Here is a 16,536-nt window from a genome sequence, read left to right on the forward strand (position 1 = left end):
CTTGTTGTTTGAACGATTCAAAAAAACCCGGGCCGGCTTGCATACCAATGGTGTGAATGAACAGAATAAGTCCCAGTTTCCCGATGATTGGGGGCATAGTCATCCCGTAATGCCCGAAAATTAATGCCACGAAAATAATTGCTGAGATGTCGAGCGAGATGCCTTTTATTTTTATGCTTCCGAGGATGAAGCCCAGGCAGATAATTACAAAGAGTCCGAAGTACTGCGTGGTGAAAATTTCCATTGGTTTAAGTTTTGGTTGGCTGCAAAGTTACGCTTATTCCTTGTGAGCTTAAATGAGGTGACGTTAAATTTTATTAACCACTTTACAATACTACATCATTCTGGCGCTTAAGGATTGCAAATGTCTGATTAGAAATTATTTGTAATGCAATAAGGGGCGTGTCCAACTCTTCGATATTAAAGGCTTTGTGCCTTTACGTCTCTGTGTTTAGGTTTTTTCTAGTGGCATTTTGTGACATTTAATAAAGAAAATAAATTTTACTCGCCGATTCCTATCCATTCACTCGAAAATTGCTTTGTTTGCAGAAAGAGCGGTTATTTTATGAAGTGTAGTATCTTTGTTACAAGATATTCCTGTGTAGTTTTTTCTGGTACGGTTTGGGATTTTTATTTTTTATAGTATCCGGGGAAATTGAGAAGTAAAGATTGCTTTGTTCCACTCGCAATGCCCCCGGGGAATATCATTGAACCGGATGTCACTGCAATCGTGTTGAAGCAATCTCTTTTCATTGACATGACAATAGTTTTTTTCTGAATAAACACCAAAATTGTTTATATGTTTCTTTCGGCCAATAAGGTAGCTTACGTGATTTTTCATTTGAAACAACATGTTTCGACTAAAGCTTTAGATAAAGATAATTATATTGTTTTAAATGAAAATGATGAACTTCTGTCAAATATTAAGAATAAAATAATTTTTTTATTGTCTGAAGCGAGTGTTCCGGATTCTGCTTTTGTCTCTTTTATGGGGAGAAATATTCCGGTTCTTTTTCCTTTTTCCGGATCACAGCAAGAACTTTTTCGATTTGATGAAAACGGGAATCTGATTTTCGGGTTCGATTTTTTGTCTTCTGTTTTTTATTTGCTTTCGGGTCAGCAGGAAATGGAGGTCTCTCAGCGCGACCGATACGGCCGGTTCCCCTTTGCTTATTCCCTCCAATGCCGGCTTGGGTGTGTGCATTTGCCATTGGTCAATTACTACATGGAGATGCTGGTGCAAGGGCTTGAGTCTTTTGCAACCGAGAACAGTCTGCCTTTTCGGCGCAAAAGATTGTTTGATAACCTGGGTTTTGTGCTGAGCCATGACGTGGATCGGATTTCTTTTCATCATCCATTCCGCATCCTCTTTAAAGTTAAGCAGTTTCTTGGGTTAGCCCCTCTTCATTACAGTCGTTCCAAAACTATAAAGCTGATTTTTGAAGGTATTATTTTTCGAATAAATCCTTTTAGAAAGGAAGATCCATGGTGGAATTTTGATTGGATCGTTGCCCTGGAAAAGCGTTTGGGGATTCGGTCAACATTTTTCTTTTTGAAACAGGAAGACCGCTTTGATAATTCGCTTTACAAATTTCATTTCAAAAAGATAAAGAATTTAATCAAAGAACTTAAATCAGGGGGATTTGAAGTTGGACTTCATGGAACTATGCGCTCGGTGGCAGACCGGGAGAATCTGGTAAAACAAAAGAATGATCTTTCAAAAATTCTCGGAGAATCGCCGGTGGGAATTCGTCAGCATTACCTTCGGTTCTTCCAGCCTGAAACATTTACTATCCAGGAGTCGGCAGGGCTTAAATATGATACCTCACTTGGTTTTGCTGAGCAGGATGGTTATCGGAACGGTTACTGTTACCCATTTCATCCCTACGATTTCGAAAAAGATCGGATGATGAAAATATGGGAAATTCCCCTGGTGATGATGGAGGTCTCGGTTTTACAATACCGAAGGGAAGGTTTCGAACCACTCAAAAAATCTGTTTCCCATTACATCGAAGAAGCAAAGAAGTTTGGGGGACTTTTTTCGTTGTTATGGCACAATTGTCGGTTAAGCGAATACGAATATAATGGAGTGACAGTGTTTTATGAAACTTTACTTGAAGAAATAATGGAAGAGAATCCTAAGGTTCTTACCGGGAAGCAACTGATGGAAGAGAGGGAGGAATTTAATGCATAATGGGGCTCTGCTGCTTTGCTTGCAAAGAGACCGTCCTACCTGTTTTTCTCCTGCTGGTGAGAAACTAAGAGCCAAGAGCTATGAGCCAAGAGCTAAGAGCTAAGAGCCAAGAGCTAAGAGCCATCATGCCTATATCCCTTTTTATTACCTGATGTTTCTTATGTGGTTCAAATTCCTTTTATCTTTGTAATGGTTATTGAATAATTGACAATGGGAAAACACCTTCAAAATATTCTTCAAAAAGCAGGGCTGCTTGATGTTGCTCAAAAAGCATTTTTAAAATGGATGACAGTTAAGGCTGAAGCAGAATTGTTGTTTGTTTTGCCTTTGTTGAATAAATCCGGGGTGTTGCGACGCTTTTATTTTGCTTTTTTCTCCTCCACTTTTAGTGCAGAGATGCGGCAGTACATAAATGGGCGTTTTATATACTTGCAACGAAGCAAAGGACCTGTTTTTAACGAGTCCCTGTTGCGACGTAACATTCACCGGCTCGAAAAAGGAATAATGGCCGAAGAACGAAAGAAAGTTTTTGGGCTCGATTTTATCAGAGAAACGGTAGGGCAGTTTTCGGCTTCGGTTGCACAAAATGCCTCCGCGGAGGTGAACGACTGGGCTTTTGATATATTGAATGAATATTTTAATATCGTTGACCAAGTCCCTGAAATTGAGCAGGCTTATGAATATTTTAAAGGTGTTGTTTATTTCAAAAACAATCCGAATCAAAGCAAGTTGCCTTATGTGAAATCTCATCCTCATGCCGATGCCTTTAACCATTTCCAGGGACTTTTGAATGTTCGGAAATCAGTTCGAAGCTTTGTGCCGGACAGTATTCCCTCCCGTGAAAATGTTGAAAAGGCGGTTCGGATGGCTTCCACTGCACCCAGTTCGTGCAACCGGCAGCCATTTCGTTTTGTTGTACTCGAGGATAAGAAGAGCGTTGTGGCAGTGAGCAATCTGGCGGGTGGAGCCCGTTCTTTTGCTGAGGGAATTCCGGCTTTGGCTATTGTGGTGGGTAGCACCAGTGTTTCTCCCTCACCCGGCGATCGCCACCTGATGTATATTGATGGTAGTCTTGCCTCCATGATTTTTATGCTTGCGCTGGAGAGTCTGGGCATCTCATCATGTCCCATCAATTGGGCCGATATTAAGAAATCCGAAAGGGCCTTGAGAAAAATTGTTGCACTTGAAAAATTTGAACGACCCGTGATGTTGATTGCAATGGGAGAAGCTGCTGAAACAGGGTTGGTTGCATGTTCGGTTCGCAAAGAGGTTTCGGAACTGCTGAAATTTCATGTTCCTGAAAAATAGAAATTAAATGAAGACAATTCTAATTATAGGAGGAAATTTCATTAACAAAGGAGCCGAGTCCATGTTGATGGCCACGGTGAGCGGAATCAGGAAGAATTTCCCGGGATATGAGCCTGTTTTGGTTGATCTGTTCCCTGTTAAAACCGCTTCCGAAAAAACGGAATATGATTTTAGAATTGTCAATATGCATGTGCGCACCCTTTTTCGGATCTCCTTTCCTTTTCTGAAATTGGTTTTTCGTCGTAAAAGCATAAGCGATGATGAAAAAGAAATAAAAAAAATGTTTGCTGAGGCATCCGCATTGTTCGATATTAGCGGTTATGGATTGAGCGCTCACAACCAGCCACTTTTGTGGAGCGTGGCCTATTTGCTGCCATTTGGGCTTGCACGAAAAAGCAAAGTTCCTGTCTGGTTGCTCCCTCAGAGTTTTGGTCCCTTTAATTTTGTGGGAGTTAAAAAGCTTTTTTTTAAATGGTGGGGGCAGTCCTTACTCAACTATCCTGAACTTGCTTTTGCACGTGAACCGGAAGGACTCAAAGATCTTAAGTCTGTCCGAAAAAATCCCTGCCTGCTTTCATCTGATATAGTGTTGCAAAGAGACTTGAATATTGAATTGCATTCGGGAGACGAAGTGATTGTGATTCCAAACAGGCAGTTATTCAACTTCTCCGAACCTGACAAGGTCGTCTGGCTCTTTACTGACATTATAAAGGGTTTTCTCGAAAAAGGACTTGTGGTGAGAATTGTCAGACACAGCCGTGATGATGAAAAATTGTGTAGGAGTATTAGTGGTTTGATATCGCATAGCTCATTGATAGTTGATAGTTCAGATTATTCAATTGAAGCTCTTATTGAACTAATTTCCAAAGCCCGGTTTGTCGTTTCTGCACGTTATCACGGTGCTGTTCATGCCCTGATTTGCAAAAAACCGCTTTTGATGATTGGATGGGCAGGAAAATACCGGTATTTGGCTCAGCTTTTTGGCATTAGTGCTCATCTGATAGATTTGCAGCATCGAAGAATTGAGGATTATGATATGTCATCGTTTGTGGAGGGGCTGGTGTATGAAAAGGAAAATTTAACTGAAAGTATTTCCACTCGGCTGCAGGAAATCCGCCTCAATAATTTCTGGAACCATATCAACCTTAAATCATGAGTCAGCCTTTTCCCATTGCTGTTTTTTGTTACAATCGACCAGACCACCTGAGTCGCACTATTGCAGCTCTTCAACAAAATAGGGAAGCAGAGGCGAGTGAGGTTTGGTTTTTCTCTGATGGCCCTGCCGGCGATAAGGATCGGGCTTTGGTTGGGGCGGTACGGAAGGTTCTTGAAAGTGTGCAGGGGTTTAAAAAGATTCGCATTGTCGAGAATGGCCATAACCAGGGGCTTGCTGCCTCCATTGTAAATGGTGTTAGCGCTGTTTTGGCAGAAAACTCTGCCTGTATCGTGTTGGAAGATGATTTGGAAACTTCTCCGTTTTTTCTGGATTTTTTGAACAGGGGACTTTCTATGTATGCTGATGATCAGGATGTGTTTTCTGTATCCGGCTACTGTCCGCCTGTTGCTATTCCTGATGGATATCGGGCAGAGGCTTTTCGGTTTCCGCGCATCAATTCCTGGGGGTGGGGTACCTGGCGCGATCGTTGGAACAGGGTAGATTGGGATGTGAAGGATTTTGACTCTTTTATCAGTAATAAAAATGCGGTAAAAAAACTGAACTACCAGGGAAAAGACCTTCCGGTGATGTTGCTGAAACAGCAGACTGGAAAAATTGGGTCGTGGGCCGTGCGGTTTAATCAGGCATGCTTTAAGGAAGGCAGAACCAATATCTACCCCGTAAAATCGCTGGTGCGTAATGTGGGTGCCGATGGTACCGGAACACACATGAAAAGTTCCGGAAAGTACCTCTCCCAACTCTCCGAAAAAATATTGCAGCCAAAACCAGCGTACGAAAATCCTGAAATCAGCAAGGCATTTCGTGATTTTTACCGACCTTCGTTTTATCGGCAAATCATTAATAAAATAAAAATAGCCCGCTATTTACAGCGTATCCGCTAATTTTGGACTATGCAGAATCAAACCCGTTTTGTTTTTCGACAGTCGGCCATCTACAGTGTCGGCAATATCCTCTCCAAACTGAGCGGAGTTTTGCTGATTCCTCTGTATCTGAAATACATCTCGGAAGAAGAATTTGGTATCGTTTCGCTATTTGAGACCATTGCACAATTCATAATGATTTTGTCGGGGTGGGGCGTAAGGGCTGGTTTTTCGCGATGGTACCATGAGTTTAAGACACGTACTGAGCAAAAGCAGCTTTTTTTTACCGCTTATGTCTTCAATTTTGTCAGCAGTATTCTTGCGGTCATCCTGATTGGTGCAATCCTTTTCTTTTTTAGCGGAGGCATTTTTAAAACTGAAATTTCCGCTGACATTATCCTTTATTTTTCCTTGGGAACGCTGTTTCGATTGCTTTTTGATATGCCTTTCTTTATGCTGAGGATTCAGCAAAAGGCCGCACAGCAAACGGCTTGGTATTCAATGAATATTATATTGGTGCTGATATTCTCTTTTGTCTTTCTGGAGTTTTTCGACCTGGGACTGAAGGGCATTTATCTGGGACAGTTCGTGGCACATTTTTTTACTTTCCTGCCCATGGCTCCCCTGATTTGGCGTAATTTCTCTTTCAAATTTCGTTCCGATGTTCTTCGCAAACTATTGCAATACGGATTGCCACTGGCCATCAGCAATATTCTCACCACCATTCTTACGCTGAGCGACCGCCACATCATTAACCAGTATCAAAACCTGAGTGAAGTAGCAGGTTATAGTATGGCTTTCAAAATTTCCAATCTGATTCAGGTGGTGGTAATAGCATCTGTTCTTACCGGATTTACCAATTACTATTTTAAAACACTTCACTCCGAAAACAGCAGCTTGTTTTATCAGCGAATTGTTCGGTATTTCACAGTGCTTATAACTCTTGGCGGATTAGCGGTAGTGCTTTTTTCGCCCGAAATTATTTATGTTGTATCTATGGGGAGTGAGTTTTTTCAGACATCGGTTATTATTGTTCCCGTATTGATGTTGGGAATGATTTTTTCCGGACTTAGACAACTTTTTGCGTTGCCTCTGAATAAACACAAACGCACTAGGAGGATTTCTATGATTTTGGTTATCAGTGCGGTGATTAATGTTGCAGGTAACTTTTTACTGGTGCCCTGGATCGGGAAAATGGGAGCTTCCATTTCTACCGTGGTGGCGCAGCTATTCGCGCTGATATGGTTTTTTAGTGAAGCCGGAAAAGTGGAGGAGATTAAGTTTTCCCGCTGGCGCAATTTGTTGCTTATTATTATCTGGTGCCTTATGGCCTGGGGCGGAATGCAGTTGTTTGAGCTCCCATTTTTTAGCGGAATGTTGCTTAAACTGGCTGTTGTTCTTGCTTTTGTTCTGGTTTTGTTTGTCACCGGGCATATCAATCGTGACGAAATCAAAGAAGCCGGCAGTCTGTACAGAAACATCCGGAATCGTTGAAAAAAGGGTCTTCTCTCCACCTTGCTGACAGGCGTTTTATGGTTATGGGGCAATAACACCTCCTTGGTCGGATGCCAGCCGAAATATTAATTTCTATTCCTGTAACAATTCGGGTATGGTCTTCGTCTCAAAATCAAAACAGGCCTGTTACAGCTTTAAACAATAATATTAATTTCCAGAAAACTTTAAGATATGAGACGAGTTATTCGATACAGCATTTTTGTTTGGGTTTTTTTATTGATTCTACCCGGGCATGTTTTTTCGCAGAAGGATACTTTAAAAAACTCCCGAAAACTAACCAATATTGTTTCGGTTGAGGAGGAAGCACACCGAACAAGGGTGAAATTTCCCGGCGGGGATGTGGAAGTGGATGAGATGAATGATACCATCACCAAAATCACCATTGGACGCAGGCGTTACGAAGTTATTGATAAACCGGGACACCATACACGCATTCAGGTGGTGCGTGAACCGCGAACTGATTTTAAAGGGCATTGGGCAGGTTTTGATCTGGGGCTGACCAATTTCTTTTCCACGCCATTTGATTCGGAATTACCCTCTGATGGTCGATGGATGGATTTGAATAGTGGAAAGTCAGTATCTGTAGGAATGAACCTTGTTCAGTACAGCATCGGGTTGCAAAATGAAAAGGACAATTTCGGTATTGTCACCGGATTGGGATGGACCATTAACAACTACCGTTTCGATAGTCAAAACATCATGATTCGTGATGATGACGGGTTTACTACCTACAGTGTGGCGCAGCGTAATGTGGAGAAAAATAAGTTGGTCACCAGTTATCTAACCGTTCCGGTGCTGCTGGAATTTCAGTTGCCCGCCCGTACCGGCGATAAGGATTTCTTTATCTCTGCAGGGGTTTATGGCGGTTTTAGGTTGGGATCGCATACTAAAGTTGTATACTCCGAAAATGGAAACAGAGAGAAAGAAAAAGGCCGCGATGATTACAACATTAATACTTTTAAATACGGAATGATGGCCAAAGTGGGGTATAAGTGGATAAACCTCTATGCCAAATGCGACATGACTCCGTTGATTGAATCGGGCCGTGGCCCGGAAGTTTATCCCTGGACGGTGGGGGTGACACTGGTTCATTTTTAAAATAAGCGTTGTTATGAAGCAGGGTGACAGTTTTAAAACACCGTTGTTTCATCACAACTTGTAAATAGGAGTTTTCTAATTCAGCAGAAATAGAGATATGAGACAATTTTCTTTGTTCCTTTTGATGGTGCTTGTGGCAACAAGCCTCTTCAGCCAAAACCAAAATCCCGATTCGGTTTTGCAGAAGTACGACCGTTTCTGGGAAATGCAGCCCGGTCTTTATCGGGTAATGGAAAGCGGACAGATAGGTGTTGTGCAGAAGGATGGACGGGTGGTTGTACCTTGTAGATTCGACCAGGTGTGGACACCTAATAAGGATAATTACATCCGGGTGCTTTTGAATATGAAAACCGGGCTGTATCACCTGCAAAAAGGTATCATCCTACCTGCTGAGTACGACCAAATATGGGAGTTCGAGGATGGTCTGGCAAAAGTGATGAAAGACAGGAAGTTCGGCTTTGTGAATAAGGACGGGTTAATGGTGGTTCCTTGCGAATTTCAACATGTGTGGGCACCACGCAATGGCAGGATTAAAGTAATAAAAGATGGTCTTACCGGCTTTTTCGCTACCAATGGACAAATTATTGTTCCACCTATTTACCAGGATATTCAGGCTTTTCAGAATAACCGGGCACGGGTTATCCGTGACGGGAATATGGGATTTATTGATGAGCAGGGAAATGAAGTAATCCCTGCCATCTATGATGATGTGTTGCCTTTTGACGGAGATACAACGGTTGTGATTACCGACGGTGAGTATTTGACAGTTGACCGGCAGGGGCAAATTCTGGGAATTACCCATAAACCTGAAAAGAAATATGTGGATCCAGAGGAAAATGAAGAAGAAGATAAACAGAACTATCGTCTTCGTATTGAGAAAGATTACATCGATATTCGTCATGACGGGGAAGGCGTAAATATCTCAAGACACCGAAGAAACCACAGGTATTTTGACGGGCACCTTAGTGGTGTCGGACTTGCCTTAAATGGATATCTCGATTCAGATTTGAAGGAAGAAATGCCTGATGGCTATGCTTTTATGTCCTTGAATCAAACTAAATCGGTGGAAGTAATTATTTATCCCTGGCAGGAGAGCATTCGTCTTCTTGGCAGTTGGTTTGGACTCACTACCGGTATTGGTCTTCAATACAACAATTACCGGTTCCAGATTGAAAATATTTCTGAAGTTGAAGCACCCGGTAATGACTGGTTTCCGGAAATTGGTGCAGAAGCATCCATCTCCAAGAGTAAGCTGATGATGATGCATGTGAACATTCCGGTGATGGCTGAAATTCAGATTCCAAACAGGCGAAACCATAATGATCTCTTTCTGTCGGGTGGAGTCGTTGGGGGCGTACGTTTACAAACCCACACAAAAGTTGTATTTGATGATGGAAACGGAGAAGAGAAGAAGAAAAAACGGGGCGACATGGGGATGCCTACTTTCCGCTATGGATTTATGGGACAGGTGGGTTATGGTGATTTTTCTGTTTATGCCACTTATTACCCCGAACCCATGTTTAAAACAGGAGAAGGGCCCGAACTATATCCTTTCTCTGTAGGTATCAAGTTTCATTTCGATTGATGAGGCCTTTGGCTTGATGGAGCGTTGTTTTGTGGTTTTGTCAAACAAAAATGCCGGAGAAAGTTGTTTTTCCCCGGCATTGGTTTGTTCTCATAGTCGGTTCAAAGGTTGGGTACTGACCAGTTTATCCATTTGTCTTCATTGAATGTAAAATTGCCATCGGTTTTCATGATGGTGGTGTTTACACTTTCGTCTTCAAGCAGGAATTTTCTGACGAAAGCTTCCACCTCGGGTTCCTGTGATTTCGGTAATCCGCAGTGGTCGCTGTGGCCAACCTGCGAGAATCCCATGTTGTCTGGAACGCCCAGCGCCTGCCATATTTTCTGTGCTGCATTTCCGGCTGTCCAGGTACTTAAATTGCCCAGCCAGTCCATGGAAGTGTTTTCAATAACCAGTAATCCACGTGGAGCACACAACCCCATGATAGAATGGTGGTCGAACGGTACTTTATTCACAGCGGTACTAAACTGGTCAAAGTCTTTGCGGAACCAGCAGTTCTCAGTAACAATTTGTCTCAACCGCTGTACATTTGATCCCTGATAGTCGGAAACACGCCAGCTGGCAGTTCCTCCCGAACCTGACTCCTGAGGAATGGTCAGTGCAATTCGTTCATCGAATGCACCGGCAGCGAGCGCTCCTTTTCCGTTTCTGGAGCATCCGGTTACGGCAAGGTGTAAAGGGTCAATATTGGCCGCAGGAGTCTTTTCGATGGCATCAATCAATCTGCTCACACCCCACGACCAAGCCATGATAGCACCTGCTGAATGGGTGTTGCAGTAGAGATCATAAAATTTTCCGGTTCCGCGGGAACCTGCATTGTCCTGGAGTGCAATTTCATCTTGTGGGAAGCTGATAATGGCCACACCCATATCCAGTAGTTGCTGGTTGTTCAGGAATGAATATCCTATACCAATGACTGCCGGGTAGGGTGCTATTCCATTGGTGGGATAGGATACGCTGCAATCGAAACTGATGTTTCGTCCGTTTTCTTCCACGGTGACGGTAATCGTGCTTCCACTAAACGAGCCTGTTGTGGCTTCAAAATCGATGCAGGGTTTGTATCCGTATTGAAACTTCTGTGCCAAAGCCGAGATTTCCGCCTGACGGCATTCCCAGTCCGCCTTGTTTGTCACTCTTGAGCCATCCATAAACTCAAAGGGATCCGGCAAATATGAATTCTCCGTTAGTTCACTGAATGAGGGAAGTTCGGGGATGTTACATCCGTCTCCGCCGCAAAACCGGTTGTCGTCGGCCAAATCGCAAGGGTTTCCATTTTGTGCCCATCCCATTGCGCTGTAAACGAACAGCATTGAAATTACCAGAATAAGGGCTGGCAGAGTAAATTTCTTTCTCATTGGTCAAGTGGTTTTTGTTAGGATAAATTTGAATTATTGAATGAATACTAAATTAGCGACTGTCGGCTGACTTTCGGGGGATAATTTCGGCTAAAGAGAGTATATTTCTTTAACAGAGTGAAAAAAATAAATTAAAAAGGTGAAAAATATCAGTAAAGTGGGGCTGTTTTCGGGCGTGATTGTTAAAAAGCACTAATGCTTTAATGCTGCTATCCGATAAAAGGTTTTAGGATGAGATGTTTGTTACTACTCATCTCTGATGAGAGCTGAAGTCTGTAATTGTCTCCGCTGGATTATTGAACTTCAATTCCAAGGTAAACAAGTTTTTGGGCAAGGGTCAACCCGTGTTCTTTAATGTTTCCCGGGCAAATCTGGAATTTTAGTTTTCCTCCTGCTATAACGAAACTGATCCCGGCACCCTGTGCACAAAGACCGTCATTTGCCCCGACAAGAAGCGTGGAGTTCCCTTTTTGGAATGAGGCAAGCATTGGCATGAGGCTGCTTTTACTTTGTGCCAGATAAATGATTTGTGAATTGTCCATTTGTTTATCAACCGTTGACGCTTCTTTGACAATCATCTGTTGTGCTCCGACTTTTCGAACTTTCGCCAGTTCTTTTAGTTCAGAGGCAAGTTCGTTGTCGCCTATTACGGTGACAAGAAAATATTTTTCGGTGGAATTTTCGGGCCAGCTTATGTTCTTGGCAAAATTGAATAAAAACAATGCCTTGAATTTTGACATCTGAGCCGAAGCAGAAATGGAGGTGAGTGCCAAAACCAACGACAATAGCAGTAACCTGTGTTTCATAGTGATAGATTTTATTGTTTCAACTGCTTATGTCGGAATCTCATCAGTGGATCTGAATTGATTCCGGTTTTGGGGAACTTGAAGGTCTTAATGATGTTTTACGGATATTGATGTGTTGTTGATACATTTTTTATCTAAAAAAAACGCTTATTGGTCAATGGTTTTTGTATATTGAACTGGTGTTGAGTGTTTTGGACGATTGCGTCGAAGAATAGAAGATTGTTTGGAGAATGAAAAAGGGACTATTGCCACTCTCCGGCAATAGTCCCTTTTTTCTGTTTCGGTTAAGCTATTAATAAGAGAATCGTAACCCGGCAAGGTATATACCTCCGATATTATCCATAAATGCGAACTCATTGGAGTTGTCATTTAACAAGTTGCGGGCATTTAGGAAAAAACTTGCATACTTGTTGAATTTATAGGTTGCCTGAGCATTCAGAATTAATTTGGGATCAATGGTTTCATTTGCGTATTGATTGACAAAGGTTTGTTCTGAAAGATAGTAGGCATAGCTTGAGAGCTCCACTTTCTCCAAAGGCTTGTAAATAAGGTTTATCATACCAAAGAGTGACGGGGTGCTTTTGTGTTCAACGTCATCCTGCAAACCTGTTGGTTTAATTGATGTGCTAAGTTCAGTCAGTTGCCCGGTCATGATGTTCATGGCATTGGGTTCAATTTGTTCTGCAAGCGACATCATTTGCATTTCAATAATTTCATCACGGGTAGTATTGCTGTAATCCTGCAGGGTGGTCTTTTGCCAGGTAGCATGCATCTTGGCAATAAACTTTGAGGATAGCACCCAGTCGAGGCTTACAGATGCACCGATTTGTCGCGCATCAACACCTGAGTTTTGATAAACAATATCCACCTTGGGCTGGGTTGCCAACAGCATCATTATAGGATTGTCGGCATATTGGAAAATTTCCGGAGACAGATTCAGGGTTGTTGAAGTGGGCATGAGGGCGCCATAATTTCTACTGTCTGATCCAAACAACTCCGCTTCTATAACGATGTTATTTGCGGGACGAACCCGGTAACCCAGTTCAATCATATCTATCGTCATCAGGTCATAATCTTCATTTCCGGCAAAATGGATAAACCGGGGAGGCATCCTGCCTTCACGATCCCATGTATAATTGGAATGCGAGTTAATGATGAAAGATGAGCGGTTGGCCCGTGAATAAACAGCCCGGATTCTTTGTCTATCGCCCAGGGGCAATGTACCGGCAAACTGCCATGAGCTATACAGTTTATCAGGGAAATTATATTTTTCAGCCCTCAGTGCAGCAACGAGTCTGAGTTTCCCAAAAGCTAAATAGTCTGCACGTAAGCTGGCAGCAACTGTGTTCAGATCTTTTTTACCATTCAGGTATCCGCTTTCATCGCCTTTCAGGTATGGAGAATCGTCGTAGGCTGCACTCTGGTAACTTACTCCCGGGCGTAGATTGAGTGATTTTAACTGCCAGTCAAATTCTGCTGAAGCATTGAACTGGCTCATGTCGATTTTGAATCCCTGGTCACCGGTAGCGAAGTTCTGGGTTCCGCCTGTGTAATTAGTTTGTAGTTTCAGTCGACCAATGGCTGCTTCCAGATTTCCATACCAGGTGTTTGACTTGCGACCGCCCAGTGATGTTGGCGGGTCACCGAGAGTGGATGTGTTGACATAAGAGTTTTGGTATCCTCCACTTAGCTGGAAGCTTGCATCAAAGTCCGGATCGTAGCTCACATATCCGTTAATTCCATAGTTCTCCCGGGCCAGACCGGGTTCCGCGAATAATTCATTAATGTCATCAAGGGGGTCGGCAACAGGTAATCCATTGGCATCAACGAGTCTTTGATATTGCTCCAGTGAAAAGAAGCGACCTTTATTGAATATGGCTCTTCCCCCTGAATTATCAGGCAGCGACATGTTTTCTTTTCCAAAAACAAAGATTTCTTCTGTTTCTCGCTCACGATGTTGGTAATTGGATGTTACCGCTGTGGTGAAACCATTTCCCAGGTCCTGGCGAAGAGCAATGTTTCCTGTGTATGTGTTTTGTGTTCCAACCTGTGCTGAACCAGAAACCAAAGGTGAATCCTCATTGGTGTCGGCGGTGATAATGTTAATCACCCCATTCACAGCATTGGGGCCATAGAGTGCACTGGACGGGCCTCGAACAACTTCGATTCGTTCAATGTCAGCAAAACCTACCGGCAGGGTTTCCCACACAATACCTCCATGTACATAATTAAATACCGGACGGCCGTCAATCATCAGCAGGGTGTTGGTATTTTCTGAATAGATTAACATGTTTTTATCGGGCAGGTTGTCCAGACCCCTGATGTGAATATCATAATTGCCATTGGTTTTTTCGCGAACAATGATTCCGGGAATAAGGCGAAGTGCTTCTTCAATGGTTGTGGCTCCCGACATCTCAATTTCTTCCCTAGTAAGTGCGGTAGATGAAAGGGGGGAGTCAAAAGCATTTTCCACACGTTTGGATGCAGAGCTCATACCTTTGTTTATGAGAAGGTTTGTGAGTTCTTCCATGCTTGATACGCCCATTAAATCCATGGCGGTCATCAAATCTTCCAAAGGTAACTGCGACAAATCATCAACAGACATATCAAGTACCTGTTCGCGTGTCATCTCCCCGCTTTGTGGTTCCTGTGCAAAACCGGAAATCGATGCCAGAATAAAAAGTAAAAGGAATAATATCTTTTTCATCAGTATAGAATTTTCAAAGTTATTGGTCTGATGGAACTCGCAAGTCCATATTTTGATGGAATTTTTTGGAGTTTGAACAAGAACAACTCCATGCTCGTTTCATTGTTTTGTTTTTTTATTGTACCGTGACAGCTTGAAATCTTTTTTTGGTATCCGGTTTATTGAACCAGACTTCCAAGTGCAATTAGCTTTTGCGATAATTTCAATCCATTGGTTTCCACATTTCTGGGACAAATTTCGAATTTTAATTTTCCGCCGGATGTAAAGAAGCTAATTCCGGCTCCCTGATTGCAAAGCCCTTGCTTATCGGCTACAATAAGTACCGGTTTTCCTTTCTGATAAGACGCAACAATGGGCATCAGACTACTTTGGGTTGATGAGAGGTAAATGATATGTGAATCCCCTACTTCTTCGGCACTCTGGCTTTCTCTGATAACAAGAGTGCTGTTGTTGATTTTCCTGATCTTTGCCAGCCCTTTTAACTCAGCCGCCAATTCATCATTCCCGATAACCGTGATGACAAAGTTGGAGCCAGGGGATTGCCCGGGCCAGTTGACATTCTTGGCAAAGTTGAACAGGAAGAGTGCCTTAAACTGAGACATCTGACTGTTTGCCGATGAAGTCATCATTAAACACATCAATAAAGCAAATACAATCTTCTTCATGATAAAACAGGTTTTGGTTTAAAAAATGAGGCGTTGGCCGAGGTTTGGGTTTTTTGGTAATTTCTTTTCAGAAATTGCATTCCATTGGTGGTCATGATGCTTTCAATCAGCTCTTCAGCTGATGAAGCGGAATACCTGTGAAGTAGTCTGGAAGGTTCATTCAGGAATTCCTTTGCGTAGATGATAAGTTGCTTCTCTAATTCTTTGAAATACCGGAGGGTAGGATATCCGTTAACAGGGTTGATGAGTCCGTCAAAATCACTGCCAATGCAAATGCAACTCTAGGCATTTGTGCGCTTCTCTCCGTTGGTGTTGTGCAATATGCCTGCACATTCGTTGGCTATGTATTTGGCCGCATTCCATATTAGTGCCGCATTAAAATGTGGGTCCTGACGTCTTATTCTCAGGTCGTTATCTTTGCAATATGTAACGTATTCATTAAATCCCAGAAGTCTTTGGTCCAGTTCCAGACCGATTAATCCCCTGGTTTCCCAAACGGCTTTGATGTCGTCATTATTTAGGTTGATGGTCCAGGTGTTAAACCATCCCTCCTCTGTTTCAGCACCAACGGCGGCATGTGAAAATACCACAGGCACTTCGTTGTTGTAATTCTTTTTTATATATTGGTAATATTCACAGCGGCCTCGGTAATCGATATGTTTCAGATCAATGAGAATGCGGCGACCGCATGAATTATCCAGCAACTTGTCTATAACACTGATACCTTCGGCAGTATAATAATGAAACCCCGGGATAGGCGACAGCTCTTCATTGCATCCTTTGGACTGATCAATGTTGCCTAAATTCCTGACCATTTTAACAAGGCTTTCTTCATGCGATACAAAACCATTGTAGAAATGATGTGCAAGCGATATCATCAATGGGGGATGTTCCCAGTTTTTGACGGTTTCAATATTTATCAGAACCTGGTTTATATGCTCTTTTCTAACTTCTTTAGTGGGGTAGAATACATTGGCTCCTTCGATGGAAATAAATCCGATAAGGGCCGAAGGATGCTGTTGTAGAAGCATTTCTATTTCGGAATAAGTGGAGGCAAGAAAGAATTCCTGTTTTGTTCCTCTTGATAATTCGGCTGAAGTTTTGAGGTATTCATATTGTGCAACAGTGTCATCGAAATAGCGGTAATCGGGACCCTGGATATATTTGATGCGTGCATCACTGACGGCCGTTACAAAATTTTTGAACAAGGGGATTCCGGTAAGTTTCTGGTCAAAAGATTGGGAGTGAAACTCTTTTTCGATAGGA

Annotated in this window: 12 protein-coding genes and 1 pseudogene; 7 read left to right on the plus strand and 6 right to left on the minus strand. The window is 42.6% G+C overall.

The window, feature by feature from the left end:
* Positions 1-244: pseudogene (locus QZZ43_RS14625) on the minus strand (transporter); the annotation flags it as partial.
* A 555-nt stretch (positions 245-799) separates the two neighbouring features.
* On the opposite strand from QZZ43_RS14625, the gene QZZ43_RS14630 reads away from it, so the two are divergent.
* From QZZ43_RS14630 to QZZ43_RS14660, 7 genes are all read left to right on the plus strand, one after another.
* On the plus strand, positions 800-2,194 hold the full coding sequence (locus tag QZZ43_RS14630; protein ID WP_291860945.1) for a polysaccharide deacetylase family protein: 1,395 nt from the start codon (positions 800-802) through the stop codon (positions 2,192-2,194).
* A gap of 210 nt (positions 2,195-2,404) precedes the next feature.
* Positions 2,405-3,502 carry a nitroreductase family protein gene (locus QZZ43_RS14635; RefSeq protein WP_291860948.1) on the plus strand — a complete coding sequence of 366 codons (1,098 nt, stop codon included), beginning with the start codon at positions 2,405-2,407 and terminating at the stop codon, positions 3,500-3,502.
* A gap of 7 nt (positions 3,503-3,509) precedes the next feature.
* Positions 3,510-4,658 carry a polysaccharide pyruvyl transferase family protein gene (locus QZZ43_RS14640; protein WP_291860951.1) on the plus strand — a complete coding sequence of 383 codons (1,149 nt, stop codon included), beginning with the start codon at positions 3,510-3,512 and terminating at the stop codon, positions 4,656-4,658.
* Positions 4,655-5,560, plus strand: a complete 906-nt coding sequence (locus tag QZZ43_RS14645; RefSeq protein ID WP_291860953.1) for a glycosyltransferase — start codon at positions 4,655-4,657, stop codon at positions 5,558-5,560. The genes QZZ43_RS14640 and QZZ43_RS14645 overlap by 4 nt, the downstream gene beginning before the upstream one ends.
* 9 nt (positions 5,561-5,569) lie before the next feature.
* Positions 5,570-7,033 carry an oligosaccharide flippase family protein gene (locus QZZ43_RS14650; protein WP_291860956.1) on the plus strand — a complete coding sequence of 488 codons (1,464 nt, stop codon included), beginning with the start codon at positions 5,570-5,572 and terminating at the stop codon, positions 7,031-7,033.
* Between the two features lie 192 nt (positions 7,034-7,225).
* Entirely contained in the window at positions 7,226-8,152 is a 927-nt protein-coding gene (locus tag QZZ43_RS14655; protein ID WP_291860959.1) for an outer membrane beta-barrel protein, read from the plus strand.
* Positions 8,153-8,249: 97 nt separating this feature from the next.
* Positions 8,250-9,737 carry a WG repeat-containing protein gene (locus QZZ43_RS14660; protein ID WP_291860963.1) on the plus strand — a complete coding sequence of 496 codons (1,488 nt, stop codon included), beginning with the start codon at positions 8,250-8,252 and terminating at the stop codon, positions 9,735-9,737.
* 101 nt (positions 9,738-9,838) lie between these two features.
* Here the strand turns inward: QZZ43_RS14660 and QZZ43_RS14665 are convergent, their stop codons facing one another.
* From QZZ43_RS14665 to QZZ43_RS14685, 5 genes are all read right to left on the minus strand, one after another.
* Positions 9,839-11,092 (minus strand): dockerin-like protein, encoded by a 1,254-nt coding sequence (locus QZZ43_RS14665; protein WP_291860965.1) that lies wholly within the window; start codon positions 11,090-11,092, stop codon positions 9,839-9,841.
* Positions 11,093-11,385: 293 nt separating this feature from the next.
* Positions 11,386-11,898 carry a YfiR family protein gene (locus QZZ43_RS14670; RefSeq protein ID WP_291860966.1) on the minus strand — a complete coding sequence of 171 codons (513 nt, stop codon included), beginning with the start codon at positions 11,896-11,898 and terminating at the stop codon, positions 11,386-11,388.
* A gap of 292 nt (positions 11,899-12,190) precedes the next feature.
* Positions 12,191-14,605, minus strand: a complete 2,415-nt coding sequence (locus tag QZZ43_RS14675) for a TonB-dependent siderophore receptor (RefSeq protein ID WP_291860969.1) — start codon at positions 14,603-14,605, stop codon at positions 12,191-12,193.
* 158 nt (positions 14,606-14,763) lie between these two features.
* Positions 14,764-15,270, minus strand: a complete 507-nt coding sequence (locus tag QZZ43_RS14680) for a YfiR family protein (protein WP_291860972.1) — start codon at positions 15,268-15,270, stop codon at positions 14,764-14,766.
* A gap of 281 nt (positions 15,271-15,551) precedes the next feature.
* Positions 15,552-16,536, minus strand: a 985-nt coding sequence (locus tag QZZ43_RS14685; protein ID WP_291860975.1) for a hypothetical protein, incomplete at its 5' end; no start/stop codon positions are given.

It is taken from the genome of Marinilabilia sp. (genome assembly GCF_016278715.1).
GTDB lineage: Bacteria > Bacteroidota > Bacteroidia > Bacteroidales > Marinilabiliaceae > Marinilabilia.

Bases quoted from the DNA above. Each gene is read 5' to 3' on its own strand.
- QZZ43_RS14670 (WP_291860966.1), bottom strand. From the start codon at position 11,898: ATGAAACACAGGTTACTGCTATTGTCGTTGGTTTTGGCACTCACCTCC.
- QZZ43_RS14635 (WP_291860948.1), top strand. From the start codon at position 2,405: ATGGGAAAACACCTTCAAAATATTCTTCAAAAAGCAGGGCTGCTTGAT.
- QZZ43_RS14640 (WP_291860951.1), top strand. From the start codon at position 3,510: ATGAAGACAATTCTAATTATAGGAGGAAATTTCATTAACAAAGGAGCC.
- QZZ43_RS14630 (WP_291860945.1), top strand. From the start codon at position 800: ATGTTTCTTTCGGCCAATAAGGTAGCTTACGTGATTTTTCATTTGAAA.
- QZZ43_RS14650 (WP_291860956.1), top strand. From the start codon at position 5,570: ATGCAGAATCAAACCCGTTTTGTTTTTCGACAGTCGGCCATCTACAGT.
- QZZ43_RS14655 (WP_291860959.1), top strand. From the start codon at position 7,226: ATGAGACGAGTTATTCGATACAGCATTTTTGTTTGGGTTTTTTTATTG.
- QZZ43_RS14680 (WP_291860972.1), bottom strand. From the start codon at position 15,270: ATGAAGAAGATTGTATTTGCTTTATTGATGTGTTTAATGATGACTTCA.
- QZZ43_RS14645 (WP_291860953.1), top strand. From the start codon at position 4,655: ATGAGTCAGCCTTTTCCCATTGCTGTTTTTTGTTACAATCGACCAGAC.
- QZZ43_RS14660 (WP_291860963.1), top strand. From the start codon at position 8,250: ATGAGACAATTTTCTTTGTTCCTTTTGATGGTGCTTGTGGCAACAAGC.
- QZZ43_RS14665 (WP_291860965.1), bottom strand. From the start codon at position 11,092: ATGAGAAAGAAATTTACTCTGCCAGCCCTTATTCTGGTAATTTCAATG.
- QZZ43_RS14675 (WP_291860969.1), bottom strand. From the start codon at position 14,605: ATGAAAAAGATATTATTCCTTTTACTTTTTATTCTGGCATCGATTTCC.